This window comes from Streptomyces sp. Act143 (assembly GCF_003143935.1).
Taxonomy (GTDB): domain Bacteria; phylum Actinomycetota; class Actinomycetes; order Streptomycetales; family Streptomycetaceae; genus Streptomyces.
In genome coordinates this window covers 8,089,230-8,102,907 of the sequence record NZ_QFRX01000001.1, presented here as the reverse complement: position 1 = coordinate 8,102,907, position 13,678 = coordinate 8,089,230, and the positions used below count along the sequence as shown (strand labels likewise).

The following is a 13,678-nucleotide window of genomic DNA, read 5'->3' as shown; positions in this document are numbered from 1 at the left end:
GGGCAACCCCCTCGTGAAAGCGTGCACAAGCAGCCCCCTACGATGGACCCCGTGCCAAAGATGACCCGCGCCGACGCCGCAGCCGCCGTGCGCAACCCGCTCGCCTTCATCGCCGCGCGCTGGACCCCGGAACCCCGGACGGTGCAGCGGGCGGCTCTCGCCGCGCTCGTCATGTCGGTGGTCATCGTGGTCACCGGCGGGGCGGTGCGGCTCACCGGATCGGGCCTCGGCTGCCCGACCTGGCCCAAGTGCACCGAGGACTCGATCCACAACACCGCCGCGATGGGCGTCCACGGCTACATCGAGTTCGGCAACCGCATGCTGACGTACGTCCTGTGCGCCGCCGTCGGCTGGGCCATCATCGCCGCGCGCTCCGAGAAGCCGTACCGCCGCAGCCTCACCCGGCTGGGCTGGGCGCAGTTCTGGGTCGTGATGGGCAACGCCGTGCTCGGCGGCATCGTCGTCCTCGTCGGTCTGAACCCGTACACGGTCGCCGCGCACTTCCTGCTCTCCTCCGCCCTGATCGCGGTCGCCACCGTGATGTGGCAGCGCACCCGGGAGGGGGACGGCACGCCGCGTCCGCTGGTCGGCAAGTCGGTGCAGCAGCTGGTGTGGTTCCTGGTCGCCGCGTCCGTCCTGCTGATCGCGGTGGGCACGGTGGTGACCGGCTCGGGCCCGCACGCGGGCGACTCCAGCGAGGTCGAGCGGATGCCGCTGAACTGGGAGACGGTCAGCAAGCTGCACGCCGTGCTGGCGTGGATCGTGGTGACGCTGACGTTCGCCCTGTGGTTCGTCCTCAAGGCCGTCGACGCGCCCAAGGGCCCCCTGGACCGCACCCGCGACCTCTTCCTGATCCTGCTCGCGCAGGGCGTCATCGGGTACGTCCAGTACTTCACCGACCTTCCCGAGATCCTCGTCGGCGTGCACATGTTCGGCTCGTGCCTGGTGTGGATCGCGGTGCTGCGGGTGCTGCTGGCGCTGCGCGAGCGGCCCGAGGTCGAGGTCCGGCTGCCGGATCAGCCGTACGCCGCCACGAGCTCGTCGATCGCCGGTCCCAGGTAGTTCCGGGTCAGCTCGCCCCTGCGCGCCGCCCACTCCTCGGTGGCCGGCGTCGGCGTCCTGTCGTACCGCCGCCGGCGGATGTCCTCGACGACCTCGGCGGGCGCGCCGAGCTCCGGCAGCAGCTCCAGCGCCTCCCGCTTGGTGATGAGCCGTCCCTCGCGCAGGGTGGCGGTCGCGCGGGCGAAGGTCGTCAGCCCCACGTCGACCCAGGGCGCCTCGCGCCACCGCTCCGGCTTCGCGAGCTTCGGCCGCCAGAAGTCGCGCTGATCGCGTACGACGAACGCGTCCAGCGCGATGTCCGGCACCGGCGGCAACAGCTCCGCGGGCGCCTCCCCGTGCAGCACCCGCCCGAAGGTGTGCAGTTCCCGCCGGGTCACCGGGGTGACCGGGCGCTTGAACAATTGCGCGTGCGCCCAGGTCGGATGGGAGCGCCGGGAGTCCTCGACGGCCTCGGGGTGCAGGTAGGTGCAGTGCAGCAGCCCGGCGAGCGGCTCGTTCCGCAGCCGGGCGTGCAGTGTCGCCAGCCGCCAGAGCGTGCGCGCGCCGATCGGGCGGTCCAGCACGGCGATCAGGTCCAGATCGCTGCGGCCCTCCTGGTAGTCGCCGCCGGCGAGCGACCCGTGCGCCCAGACGGCGAGCGGCCGCAGCGCGGCGAGGCCGGACAGGAAGCGGTCGAGTAACGCGTCGGTCTGCATGCCCCCATCCTGTGCAGACCCTCCGGGCTCGTACACCCCGTGCGCCTCACTCCAGCCCGTACACCCGTCGCGCGTTGCCCGCCGCGATCAGCCCCGCCACCCGCTGCGCGTCCGCCAGCGACCAGGCCCCCTCGGCGACCCAGGTGCCGAGCACCCGCCCCAGGGCCTCGCGGAACAACCGGGCGCCCACCACGTGCAGTTCCGGCAGCCCCTGTGCGCCGCTGGAGAAGAGGATCTTGCCGAAGGGGGCGAGTTCGAGGATCTCCGCGAGGACGGTCGCCGCCCGGGCCCCGGTCCGTACGAGTGCCGCACCGGAGTCGGCGTAGACGTGCGGGAAGACGCCCGCGAGGTGGGCGGCGTGCCGGTGGTACGGGTAGCCGTGCAGCAGGACCAGGTCGGTGCCGAGGCCGGCCGTGGCCCGGACGAAGTCGGTGAGCAGGACCGGGTCGGTGCGGTCGATCCGCTGGCCCGGCTCGCCGAGCCCGGCGTGCAGCTGGAGCGGCAGCCCCGACGCGACGGCGATCCACAGCAGGTGCCGTAACAGCACCGGATCGGACAGCTCGCCGCCCACCCGGCGGTCCGCCAGCCACCGCCCCGCCGCGCCCCGCACCTCGCCCGGCCCCGGCGGCTCGGGGGCGAGGGCGAGTCCGTGCCGTACGCCCGCCACCGAGGTGAAGGCGACCGCGCCGCTCGCCGCGCCGTGCACCGACTCGGCGAGGTTGGCGAGGAAGGACTCGACGGTGCCGGAGGTGTCGGCGACCTGTTCGGCGAGGAGCTCCAGCCGCACGATCTCGCGGGCGTCGGCGTCCGACGCCGTCGCCATCTCGTCGGGGCCGGTCAGATCGCCGGGCAGGCCCGCGTCGACGAGGTACGTCGTGATGCCGCTGCCGCGCAGCAGCCTGCGGCCCGCTTCCAGCACGCCGAGTTCACGGCGCCGGGCGAGGTAGCGGGCGGGCGGGCAGTGCGGTTCCAGACCGAGCAGCGGGGGGCACCAGCGGCGCACGGCGAAGCCGGTCTGGGTGTCGAAGAGGGTCGTACCGGGGGCGGGCGGCCCCTCGGTGCGCGCCAACTGGGCCTCGAAGGTGCCGAGGCCCAGCTCGGTTCTCAGTACGCCGTGGCAGTACTGGTCCACGAGGGACGGCGTTTCGATCATCCGGGCTCCCGTGACTGGACCTTGTCCTCTCACGGGGCCTAACGGGTGAACGGGGCGTCAGGTGTTGGTCCCGCGCGCCCGGTGTGAATCGTCAGCCGTTGCTCGGGCCGCCGACCTGGATGCCCGCCATGCGGGTCCACTCGTACCGGCCCGTCCGCACCTTGGCCGCGAACTCGCCGTCGAAGTCCTCGTGGACCGTGATGCCGGACTTCTCGACGGCCTTCTGGGCGATCTCGAAGGTGGGGGCGACCAGGTTGCCCCAGTTGCCGTCCTCGCCCACGAGGGCGATCCGGGCGCCGCGCTGACCGAGGTAGGCCACCTGGCCCTCGGCGCCGCCGTGTGCCTTGGAGAAGGCGGTGATCTGCTTGGCGAGCTTGGCCGCCTTGCGGTCCGCCTTCGCGTCAACCTGCTGCGTGTCTGCCATGGCCAGGATGCTACTCACCGGTAGATCCACTGGCGAGGCCAGGGCACTGTGACGTACGTCAGCCCGGCTCAGCGCAGGAAGGGGTCCACCGCGATCGCCACGAAGAGCAGCGACACATAGGTGATCGACCAGTGGAACAGGCGCATCTCCTTGAGCTTCGCGCCCGTCACCTCAGCCTTGGCGCGGTTCTGGAGCGCGTGCGCCTCCCACAGCCACCAGCCGCCCGCGACAAGGGCGACCAGCGTGTAGAACCAGCCGGTGTAGCCGAGGGGGGTCAGCAGCAGGGAGACGGCGACCATCACCCAGCTGTAGACGACGATCTGCTTGGCGACCGTCTTGTTGGAGGCGATGACCGGCAGCATCGGCACGCCCACGCGCGCGTAGTCCTCCTTCACCTTCATGGACAGCGGCCAGTAGTGCGGCGGCGTCCAGAAGAAGATGACCAGGAAGAGGATGACCGGCGCCCAGGTGAGGGAGTCGGTCACGGCCGACCAGCCGATCAGGACCGGCATGCAGCCGGCGATGCCGCCCCACACGATGTTCTGCGCGGTGCGGCGCTTGAGGATCATCGTGTAGACGACGACGTAGAAGAGCAGCGCACCGAGGGACAGCCAGGCCGACAGCCAGTTGACGGTCAGGCCGAACAGCAGCGTCGAGACGACCGCGAGGGTGATGCCGAAGGCCAGGCACTCGCGCGGCGACACCATGCCGGTGACCAGCGGACGCTGCGAGGTGCGGTCCATCAAGGCGTCGATGTCCCGGTCGATGTACATGTTCAGCGCGTTGGCGCCGCCCGCGGACAGGTAGCCGCCGACGCAGGTGAGCAGCACCAGCGTCAGGTCGGGCACCCCCTGCTCGGCGAGGAACATCACCGGAACGGTGGTGATGAGGAGGAGCTCGATGATCCGCGGCTTGGTCAGCGCCACGAATGCCTTCACACGGGCCCCGAACGGCCGGTGACTTGAGCTCTTGCTCTCCCCCAGCTCCCCCACTGCCTTAAAGGCGTGGGAGGTGCCCCCATCGGCTGGACGGGATTCGACGGCCGTCACGCACACCCCTACAGAGACATCCCAGCAAACCCCTCCCGTGTGAAGTCCCGGTAAAGGCTCGCGCGTACCACGCCACTGTAGACGTTGCCCATACCCCGACATTCGCGGGGGTGGGGTCGTGTTGGGCAGCACCCCACGGATGACCCGGACCAGGGCGCGGCGGGGGTCCTCGGAAGGCCCGGCCGCCCCCTCTTCGGACGAGCCCGCCGACACTCGGTTGAGCACTCGAACGAGCGGCGCCGTATTCAGTTGCCGAACGCGATTCGGACCAGTCGGCAGGCGGATTCTCGAAGGGCCCGTCAGTCTGGATTGAGTCGAAAAAACGCACGTACTTACGGGGGTAGGCTCGACAACGTCCGGGGCGCCCCGAGCACCGGCATTTCGACATGCGCGACATGTGGAGAGGAGCCCTGACCCAGGGTGAGCACCAAGCCGACCACCACAGACCTCGAGTGGACCGAGTTGGACCAGCGGGCCGTGGACACCGCCCGCGTCCTGGCCGCCGACGCCGTACAGAAGGTCGGCAACGGCCATCCGGGTACGGCGATGAGCCTGGCCCCCGCCGCCTACACCCTCTTCCAGAAGGTGATGCGGCACGACCCGGCGGACCCGGAGTGGGTCGGGCGCGACCGGTTCGTGTTGTCCGCGGGCCACTCGTCCCTGACCCTCTACACCCAGCTCTACCTGGCCGGTTTCGGCCTGGAGCTGGACGACCTGAAGGCGTTCCGGACCTGGGGCTCGAAGACCCCCGGCCACCCGGAGTACGGCCACACCAAGGGCGTGGAGACCACGACCGGCCCGCTCGGCCAGGGTGTCGCCAACGCGGTGGGCATGGCCATGGCCGCCCGCTACGAGCGCGGCCTGTTCGACCCGGAGGCCGCCGAGGGCGAGTCGCCGTTCGACCACTTCGTGTACGTCATCGCCGGTGACGGCTGCCTCCAGGAGGGCATCTCCGCCGAGGCGTCCTCGATGGCCGGCCACCAGAACCTCGGCAACCTGATCCTGCTGTGGGACGACAACCACATCTCGATCGAGGGCGACACCGAGACGGCCGTCTCCGAGGACACCGTCAAGCGCTACGAGGCCTACGGCTGGCACGTCCAGCGCGTCGAGCCGCAGGCCAACGGCGACCTCGACCCGGCCGCCATCTTCGCCGCGATCCAGCAGGCCAAGGCGGTCACCGACCGGCCGTCCTTCATCGCGATGCGCTCGATCATCGCCTGGCCCGCCCCGAACGCCCAGAACACCGAGGCCGCCCACGGCTCGGCGCTCGGCGACGACGAGGTGGCCGCCACCAAGCGCGTCCTCGGCTTCGACCCGGAGCAGACCTTCGAGGTCGCCGACGAGGTCATCGCCCACACCCGGGGCGCCCTCGAGCGCGGGCAGGCGGCCCGTGCGGTGTGGGAGAAGTCCTTCCAGCAGTGGCGGGACAACAACGTCGAGCGCGCCGCCGACTACGACCGCATCGCCGCGGGCGAGCTGCCCAAGGGCTGGGAGGAGAAGCTCCCGGTCTTCGAGCCCGGCAAGGGCGTCGCCACCCGCGCGGCCTCCGGCAAGGTCCTCCAGGCGCTCGGCGCGGTGATCCCCGAGCTGTGGGGCGGCTCCGCCGACCTCGCGGGCTCCAACAACACCACGATCGACAAGGACTCCTCGTTCCTCCCGGCGGACAACCCGCTGCCGGAGGCGAACCCGTACGGCCGCACGATCCACTTCGGCATCCGCGAGCACTCCATGGCCGCGGAGATGAACGGCATCGCGCTGCACGGCAACACCCGCATCTACGGCGGCACGTTCCTCGTGTTCTCCGACTACATGCGCAACGCCGTCCGCCTGTCGGCGCTGATGCACCTGCCGGTGACGTACGTGTGGACGCACGACTCCATCGGCCTCGGTGAGGACGGTCCGACGCACCAGCCGGTCGAGCACCTGGCCTCGCTGCGCGCGATCCCGGGCCTGAACGTGGTCCGCCCGGCCGACGCCAACGAGACGGCCATCGCCTGGCGCGAGATCCTCAAGCGCTGGACGAAGGAGTTCGGCAAGGGCGCCCCGCACGGCCTCGCGCTGACCCGCCAGGGCGTGCCGACGTACGAGCCCAACGAGGACGCCGCCAAGGGCGGTTACGTCCTCTTCGAGGCGTCGAACGGCGCCCCGGAGGTCGTCCTGATCGCCACCGGCTCCGAGGTGCACGTCGCCGTCGAGGCGCGCGAGGCGCTGGAGGCCGACGGTGTGCCCACGCGCGTCGTGTCCATGCCGTCCGTGGAGTGGTTCGAGGAGCAGGACCAGGGGTACCGGGACAGCGTCCTGCCGCCCGCCGTCAAGGCGCGTGTCGCGGTCGAGGCCGGGATCGGTCTGACCTGGCACAAGTACGTCGGGGACGCCGGTCGCATCGTTTCCCTGGAGCACTTCGGCGCTTCCGCCGACGGCAAGGTCCTCTTCCAGGAGTACGGCTTCACTGCCGAGAACGTGGCTGCCAAGGCCCGGGAATCCCTGGCCGACGCCCAGCGCTGACGCTGACATACGACACGTAGGAGATGTAATTCCATGACAGACGCACTCAAGCGCCTCTCCGAAGAAGGCGTCGCGATCTGGCTGGACGACCTGTCGCGCAAGCGGATCACGTCCGGCAACCTCGCCGAACTGATCGACCAGCAGCACGTCGTGGGCGTCACCACCAACCCGTCGATCTTCCAGAAGGCGATCTCGCAGGGCGACGGCTACGACCAGCAGCTGTCGGACCTCGCCGCCCGCAAGGTCACCGTCGAAGAGGCCATCCGCATGATCACGACGGCGGACGTCCGCGACGCCGCCGACATCCTGCGCCCGGTCTTCGACTCCACCGGCGGCCAGGACGGCCGGGTGTCGATCGAGGTCGACCCGCGTCTGGCCCACAACACCAAGGCGACGGTCGCCGAGGCCAAGCAGCTCGCGTGGCTGGTCGACCGCCCCAACACCCTCATCAAGATCCCGGCCACCAAGGCGGGTCTGCCGGCCATCACCGAGGTGATCGGCAACGGCATCAGCGTCAACGTCACGCTGATCTTCTCGCTGGAGCGCTACCGCGAGGTCATGGACGCGTACCTCGCCGGTCTGGAGAAGGCCAAGGCCAAGGGCCTCGACCTGTCCCTGATCCACTCGGTGGCGTCCTTCTTCGTGTCCCGCGTGGACACCGAGATCGACAAGCGGCTCGACGCGCTCGGCACCGACGAGGCCAAGGCCGCCCGCGGCAAGGCCGGTGTCGCCAACGCGCGCCTCGCCTACCAGGCGTACGAGGAGGTCTTCTCCTCCGACCGCTGGGCCGCCCTGGACAAGGCGCAGGCCAACAAGCAGCGCCCGCTGTGGGCCTCGACCGGCGTGAAGGACCCCGCCTACAAGGCGACCCTCTACGTCGACGAGCTCGTCGCGCCCAACACGGTGAACACCATGCCGGAGGCCACCCTCCAGGCCACCGAGGAGAGCGGCGAGATCCGCGGCAACGCCGTCGCCGGTACGTACGAGCAGTCCCGCGCCGAGCTCGACGCCGTCGAGAAGCTCGGGATCTCCTACGACGAGGTCGTGCAGCTCCTGGAGGACGAGGGCGTCGAGAAGTTCGAGGCGTCCTGGAACGACCTGCTCAAGTCGACCGAGGCGGAGCTGGAGCGCCTCGCACCCTCGGAGGGCTAGACCTTGCCAGCCTTTTCCGGTTCCGGAGCGAACCCGCTCCGTGACCCCGCGGACCGACGGCTCCCGCGTATCGCGGGGCCGTCGGGCCTGGTCATCTTCGGCGTCACGGGCGATCTGTCCCGGAAGAAGCTCATGCCCGCCGTCTACGACCTCGCCAACCGGGGTCTGCTGCCGCCGGGCTTCTCGCTCGTCGGGTTCGCGCGCCGCGAGTGGGAGCACGAGGACTTCGCCGCCGAGGTCCACGACGCCGTCAAGGCGCACGCCCGTACGCCGTTCCGTGAGGAGGTCTGGCAGCAGCTCATCCAGGGGATGCGCTTCGTCCAGGGCACCTTCGACGACGACGACGCCTTCGAGCGGCTGCGCGGCACCATCGAGGAGCTCGACAAGGCGCAGGGCACGGGCGGCAACTTCGCCTTCTACCTGTCGGTGCCGCCGCGTTCCTTCCCGGTGGTCATCCAGCAGCTGAAGAAGCACGGGCTGGCCGACCAGTCGTCCGGCTCCTGGCGGCGCGCGGTCATCGAGAAGCCCTTCGGCCACGACCTGAAGTCGGCCGAGGAGCTGAACAAGGTCGTCCACGAGGTCTTCGCCCCGGACCAGGTCTTCCGCATCGACCACTACCTGGGCAAGGAGACGGTCCAGAACATCCTGGCGCTGCGCTTCGCCAACCAGATGTTCGAGCCGATCTGGAACCGGTCCTTCGTGGACCACGTGCAGATCACGATGGCCGAGGACATCGGCATCGGCGGTCGCGCGGGGTACTACGACGGCATCGGCGCCGCCCGTGACGTCATCCAGAACCACCTCCTCCAGCTCATGGCGCTCACCGCCATGGAGGAGCCCTCGTCCTTCGACGCGGACGCGCTGGCCGCCGAGAAGACCAAGGTGCTCGGCGCGGTACGGCTGCCGAAGGACCTGGGCCGGGACACCGTGCGCGGCCAGTACGCCGAGGGCTGGCAGGGCGGCGAGCAGGCGGTCGGTTACCTCCAGGAGGAGGGCATCGACCCCAAGTCGAAGACCGACACGTACGCCGCCATCAAGCTGGAGGTCGACAACCGCCGCTGGGCGGGCGTCCCCTTCTATCTGCGCACCGGCAAGCGTCTGGGCCGCCGGGTCACCGAGATCGCGGTGGTGTTCCAGCGGGCCCCGCACTCCCCCTTCGACACCACGGCCACCGAGGAACTCGGGTCGAACGCCATCGTCATCCGCGTCCAGCCGGACGAGGGCGTCACGGTCCGCTTCGGCTCCAAGGTGCCGGGCACCTCGATGGAGATCCGGGACGTGTCGATGGACTTCGCCTACGGCGAGTCCTTCACGGAGTCCAGCCCCGAGGCGTACGAGCGTCTGATCCTCGACGTGCTGCTCGGCGACTCGAACCTCTTCCCGCGCACCGAGGAGGTCGAGCTGTCCTGGAAGATCCTCGACCCGATCGAGGAGTACTGGGACAAGCACGGCAAGCCCGCCCAGTACCCGTCCGGTACGTGGGGGCCGGTCGAGGCGGACGAAATGCTCGCACGAGAGGGACGGAGCTGGCGCCGGCCATGAAGACAGACCTCACGGACACCACCGCCAGCAAGATCAACAAGGCGCTGGTCAAGGGCCGCCGGGCCATCGGCACGCCGGCCGTCGGCATGGTGCTCACGCTGGTCATCGTCACGGACGAGGAGAACGCGTACGACGCCCTGAAGGCCGCCAACGACGCGTCGCGCGAGCATCCCTCGCGCACGCTGGTGGTCATCAAGCGGGTCTCGCGCTCCCCCCGCGACCGGACGCAGTCCCGCCTGGACGCCGAGGTGCGGGTGGGCGCGGACGCGGGCACCGGCGAGACGGTCGTCCTGCGGCTGTACGGCGAAGTCGTCAACCACGCCCAGTCGGTGGTCCTGCCGCTGCTGCTGCCCGACGCCCCCGTGGTGGTCTGGTGGCCGGTGGACGCGCCGCTCGACCCGGCGAACGACCCGCTGGGCGCGCTCGCCCAGCGCCGGGTCACCGACACCTACGCCTCCGAGCAGCCGGTACGGGACCTGGGCGCCCGCGCCGACACCTACACGCCCGGCGACACCGACCTGTCCTGGACCCGCATCACGCCGTGGCGCTCGATGCTGGCTGCGGCCCTCGACCAGGTCACGGTGGACGTCAACGCGGTCGAGGTGGAGGGCGAGGAGTTCAACCCGAGCTGCGAGCTCCTCGCGATGTGGCTCGCGGACCGGCTGGACGTGCCGGTGAAGCGGTCGCTGTCCTCGGGGCCCGGTCTCACCGCGGTCCGCATGGACACCAATCACGGCCCGATCGTCCTCGACCGTGCGGACGGCGCCCTCGCGACGCTGTCCATCGAGGGCCAGCCGGACCGTGCGGTGGCGCTCAAGCGGCGCGAGACGGCCGAGCTGATCGCGGAGGAGCTGCGCCGCCTGGACCCGGACGACACGTACGCGTCCGCGCTGCGGTTCGGGGTGGAGAAGCTCAACCCCGCCCCGGCGGTGGCCGTGGAGACTCCCGTGGAGGAGGCGGTCAAGGCTCCGGCGAAGAAGGCGACCGCCAAGCGGGCCACTGCCTCGTCGAGGAAGGCGGCGGCGAAATGAGCACTCCGCAGCTGGTCGTGCACCGCGACAAGGAGCTGATGGCGCAGGCCGCGGCGGCCCGCCTGATCACGAAGATCGTGGACGCGCAGGCCTCCCGGGGCTACGCGTCCGTGGTCCTCACCGGCGGACGCAACGGCAACGGCCTGCTGGCCGCGCTGGCGGCGGCACCCGCCCGGGACGCGATCGACTGGGGCCGGCTCGACCTGTGGTGGGGCGACGAACGGTTCCTGCCCGAGGGCGACCCGGACCGCAATGTCACGCAGGCCCGCGAGGCCCTGCTGGACGCGGTGCCGCTGGACCCGAAGCGGGTGCACGCCATGCCTGCCTCGGACGGCCCGCACGGCGCCGACGTGGAGGCGGCGGCAGCCGCCTACGCCGAGGAACTCGCCCGTGCGGCCGGCCCGGAGAACCACGGCTCCGTGCCGACCTTCGACGTCCTGATGCTGGGCGTCGGCCCGGACACGCACGTCGCCTCGCTGTTCCCGGAGCTCCCGGCGGTCCGCGAGACCGAGCGCACGGTGGTCGGCGTCCACGGCGCCCCGAAGCCCCCGCCGACCAGGGTGACCCTCACCCTGCCCGCCATCCGCGCCGCCCGCGAGGTCTGGCTCCTGGCGGCCGGCGAGGACAAGGCGCAGGCCGCGGCGATCGCCCTGTCGGGCGCGGGCGAGATCCAGGCCCCGGCGGCCGGGGCCCAGGGCCGCTCCCGCACCCTGTGGCTGCTGGACGCGGCGGCGGCCTCGCAGCTGCCGAGGTCGCTGTACCCGCCGGCGTCGTCCTGACGCCATCGGCCCCCTGAGGAACCCGTACGGTCAACTTCCGTACGGGTTCCCGCCGTTGTAGGGACTCCCGGAGGGCGGACCGTACGGGTTGCTGCCCCGGTTGTAGGGGTGCCCGGGCGGCGGACCGTACGGGTTTCCGGGCGGCGGGCCGTACGGGTTGCCCTGGTTGTAGGGGTTTCCGGGCGGCGGGCCGTACGGATTGCCCTGTGGCGGCACGTACGGAGGGGTGCCCGGCGGTACGGGCGGGGCGTTCGGTGGCATCGGTGGGACGAACGGCGTCTGGGTGGCCGGGTGGGCCTTCAGCCGGATGCCGTACCGCTGGTCCAGTCGCCGCATCTCCATCAGCGCGATCCCCGTGACCGTCACCGGCGCGCCCAGGATGAACAGGACACCCATCCCGAGGCTGAGGCCGTGCAGATCGCCCGTGAGGAGGTCGGGCAGGGCCATCAGCCAGGTGGTGACCGTGGCCAGCAGCGGCGGCAGGCAGCGGTGCACACCGGCCGTGCCGAAGAAGTTCGCGCCCACGTGCCAGGCACCGCGCCCGACGAAGACCGCGAGCCAGATCACCAGCGGGGCGAGCAGCAGGATGAGGAGTCCCGCCGCGTTCGCCGACTGCAGCAGAACGACGGTGAGCACGATCGACCCGACGAAGAGCAGCAGCAGCTTCAACGAGTTGAACAGCGACGGCTTCAGCGCCCGGATGTCTCCGTCACGCTTCCACACCAGAAGCATGATGCCCACCGTGAGCGGTGTGACGAACAGCAGGACGACGGACGCCGTCAGCATGTTCTCCAGCATCTCGTCGAAGGCGAAGCCGCCCTCGACGAAGGTGTAGACACCGACCGCGGCGATCGTCCCGGCGATGAGGCGGATCTTCTTGAGCTGCTCGACCGCCGGGTCGATGGACTCCGGGATCCACGCGGGATGAAACGCCGCCCGTGCCGCGTGCTTCGGCTTCAGCAGATCTCTCGCCGTCAGCGAGCCACCTGTCCAACTGCCGTACGAACCAGCCACTTTGCACTCCCCCGAGCCATGGCTTCCATGATCGTCGGGGATTCTACGGGAAGCGGACGGCGGCGCACCGTCCGCTTTCCCGCATCGTTGACCCTTCGCGACGATTACCGGCCGCGCAGCTCCCGGTACTTGGCCACCAGGGCCTGCGTCGAGCCGTCCAGCCCCGGCACCTCCGCGCCTTCCGTGAGTGCCGGTTCGACCCGCTTGGCGAGCACCTTGCCCAGCTCGACGCCCCACTGGTCGAAGGAGTCGATGTTCCAGACGGCGCCCTGCACGAAGACCTTGTGCTCGTACAGCGCGACGAGCTGTCCGAGCACCGACGGCGTGAGTTCCTTCGCCAGGATCGTCGTCGTCGGGTGATTGCCCAGGAACGTCTTGTGGGCCACCAGTTCCTCCGGCACCCCCTCGGCCCGCACCTCGTCCGGCGTCTTGCCGAACGCCAACGCCTGGGTCTGGGCGAAGAAGTTGGCCATCAGCAGGTCGTGCTGCGCCTTCAGCCCCTCGCTCAGCTCGGCCAGCGGCTCGGCGAAGCCGATGAAGTCCGCCGGGATCAGCTTGGTGCCCTGGTGGATCAACTGGTAGTAGGCGTGCTGCCCGTTGGTGCCGGGCGTGCCCCACACCACCGGTCCGGTCTGCCAGTCCACGGCCTGCCCGTCCCGCCCGACGTGCTTGCCGTTGGACTCCATGTCCAGCTGCTGGAGATAGGCGGTGAACTTCGACAGGTAGTGGCTGTAGGGCAGCACCGCGTGCGACTGCGCGTCGTGGAAGTTGCCGTACCAGATGCCCAGCAGGCCCATCAGCAGGGGCACGTTGGACTCGGCGGGCGCGGTGCGGAAGTGCTCGTCGACGATGCGGAAGCCGTCGAGCATCTCGCGGAAGCGGTCCGGGCCGATGGCGATCATCAGGGACAGGCCGATCGCCGAGTCGTAGGAGTAGCGACCGCCGACCCAGTCCCAGAACTCGAACATGTTCGCCGTGTCGATGCCGAAGTCGGCGACCTTCCCGGCGTTCGTCGACAGGGCGACGAAGTGCCTGGCGACGGCCTCCTGACCGGCCTTCAGCTCATCGAGCAGCCACTCCCGCGCCGAAGTGGCGTTGGTGATCGTCTCGATGGTGGTGAAGGTCTTGGACGCGACGATGAACAGTGTCTCGGCCGGGTCCAGGTCGCGGGTCGCCTCGTGCAGGTCGGCGCCGTCGACGTTCGACACGAAACGGACGGTGAGGTCGCGGTCGGTGTAGGCGCGCAGCACCTCGTACGCCATCGCGGGG

At 70.4% G+C, this 13,678-nt stretch carries 12 protein-coding genes; 6 read left to right on the top strand and 6 right to left on the bottom strand.

Annotated features, from left to right (window positions below; genetic code table 11):
• Positions 1-60: 60 nt before the first annotated feature.
• Complete coding sequence (locus tag DI272_RS36975) at positions 61-1,062, top strand: heme A synthase (protein WP_181387572.1); 1,002 nt, start codon at positions 61-63, stop codon at positions 1,060-1,062.
• On the opposite strand, the gene DI272_RS36970 is transcribed toward DI272_RS36975, so the two are convergent.
• From DI272_RS36970 to DI272_RS36955, 4 genes are all read right to left on the bottom strand, one after another.
• On the bottom strand, positions 1,017-1,757 hold the full coding sequence (locus tag DI272_RS36970; protein ID WP_109499532.1) for a nucleotidyltransferase domain-containing protein: 741 nt from the start codon (positions 1,755-1,757) through the stop codon (positions 1,017-1,019). The genes DI272_RS36975 and DI272_RS36970 overlap by 46 nt on opposite strands.
• Before the next feature lie 46 nt (positions 1,758-1,803).
• Positions 1,804-2,910 carry an amidohydrolase family protein gene (locus DI272_RS36965; protein WP_109499531.1) on the bottom strand — a complete coding sequence of 369 codons (1,107 nt, stop codon included), beginning with the start codon at positions 2,908-2,910 and terminating at the stop codon, positions 1,804-1,806.
• 91 nt (positions 2,911-3,001) lie between these two features.
• Positions 3,002-3,334, bottom strand: a complete 333-nt coding sequence (locus DI272_RS36960) for a hypothetical protein (RefSeq protein WP_109499530.1) — start codon at positions 3,332-3,334, stop codon at positions 3,002-3,004.
• A 68-nt stretch (positions 3,335-3,402) separates the two neighbouring features.
• A complete protein-coding gene (locus DI272_RS36955) occupies positions 3,403-4,389 on the bottom strand; it encodes a heme o synthase (protein ID WP_109499529.1) in 987 nt (328 codons plus the stop codon).
• Positions 4,390-4,803: 414 nt separating this feature from the next.
• On the opposite strand from DI272_RS36955, the gene tkt reads away from it, so the two are divergent.
• From tkt to pgl, 5 genes are read left to right on the top strand one after another with little or no spacing between them, the layout of a single operon-like run.
• Positions 4,804-6,891, top strand: coding sequence for a transketolase (gene tkt, locus DI272_RS36950; RefSeq protein ID WP_109499528.1), 2,088 nt, complete (start codon positions 4,804-4,806; stop codon positions 6,889-6,891).
• Between the two features lie 33 nt (positions 6,892-6,924).
• On the top strand, positions 6,925-8,043 hold the full coding sequence (tal, locus tag DI272_RS36945) for a transaldolase (RefSeq protein WP_109499527.1): 1,119 nt from the start codon (positions 6,925-6,927) through the stop codon (positions 8,041-8,043).
• Positions 8,044-8,046: 3 nt separating this feature from the next.
• A complete protein-coding gene (gene zwf, locus DI272_RS36940) occupies positions 8,047-9,585 on the top strand; it encodes a glucose-6-phosphate dehydrogenase (RefSeq protein ID WP_109499526.1) in 1,539 nt (512 codons plus the stop codon).
• Positions 9,582-10,616: a glucose-6-phosphate dehydrogenase assembly protein OpcA gene (gene opcA / locus DI272_RS36935; protein WP_109499525.1), complete on the top strand. Its 1,035-nt coding sequence runs from the start codon at positions 9,582-9,584 to the stop codon at positions 10,614-10,616. The genes zwf and opcA overlap by 4 nt, the downstream gene beginning before the upstream one ends.
• Positions 10,613-11,395, top strand: coding sequence for a 6-phosphogluconolactonase (gene pgl, locus DI272_RS36930; protein ID WP_109499524.1), 783 nt, complete (start codon positions 10,613-10,615; stop codon positions 11,393-11,395). The genes opcA and pgl overlap by 4 nt, the downstream gene beginning before the upstream one ends.
• 30 nt (positions 11,396-11,425) lie before the next feature.
• On the opposite strand, the gene DI272_RS36925 is transcribed toward pgl, so the two are convergent.
• Both DI272_RS36925 and pgi read right to left on the bottom strand, forming a co-directional pair.
• Positions 11,426-12,409 (bottom strand): hypothetical protein, encoded by a 984-nt coding sequence (locus DI272_RS36925; RefSeq protein WP_181387438.1) that lies wholly within the window; start codon positions 12,407-12,409, stop codon positions 11,426-11,428.
• Positions 12,410-12,513: 104 nt separating this feature from the next.
• On the bottom strand, positions 12,514-13,678 hold a 1,165-nt coding region (gene pgi / locus DI272_RS36920; protein ID WP_258314787.1), incomplete at its 5' end, for a glucose-6-phosphate isomerase.

Bases quoted from the DNA above. Each gene is read 5' to 3' on its own strand.
- DI272_RS36975 (WP_181387572.1), top strand. From the start codon at position 61: ATGACCCGCGCCGACGCCGCAGCCGCCGTGCGCAACCCGCTCGCCTTC.
- DI272_RS36970 (WP_109499532.1), bottom strand. From the start codon at position 1,757: ATGCAGACCGACGCGTTACTCGACCGCTTCCTGTCCGGCCTCGCCGCG.
- DI272_RS36965 (WP_109499531.1), bottom strand. From the start codon at position 2,910: ATGATCGAAACGCCGTCCCTCGTGGACCAGTACTGCCACGGCGTACTG.
- DI272_RS36960 (WP_109499530.1), bottom strand. From the start codon at position 3,334: ATGGCAGACACGCAGCAGGTTGACGCGAAGGCGGACCGCAAGGCGGCC.
- tal (WP_109499527.1), top strand. From the start codon at position 6,925: ATGACAGACGCACTCAAGCGCCTCTCCGAAGAAGGCGTCGCGATCTGG.
- opcA (WP_109499525.1), top strand. From the start codon at position 9,582: ATGAAGACAGACCTCACGGACACCACCGCCAGCAAGATCAACAAGGCG.
- pgl (WP_109499524.1), top strand. From the start codon at position 10,613: ATGAGCACTCCGCAGCTGGTCGTGCACCGCGACAAGGAGCTGATGGCG.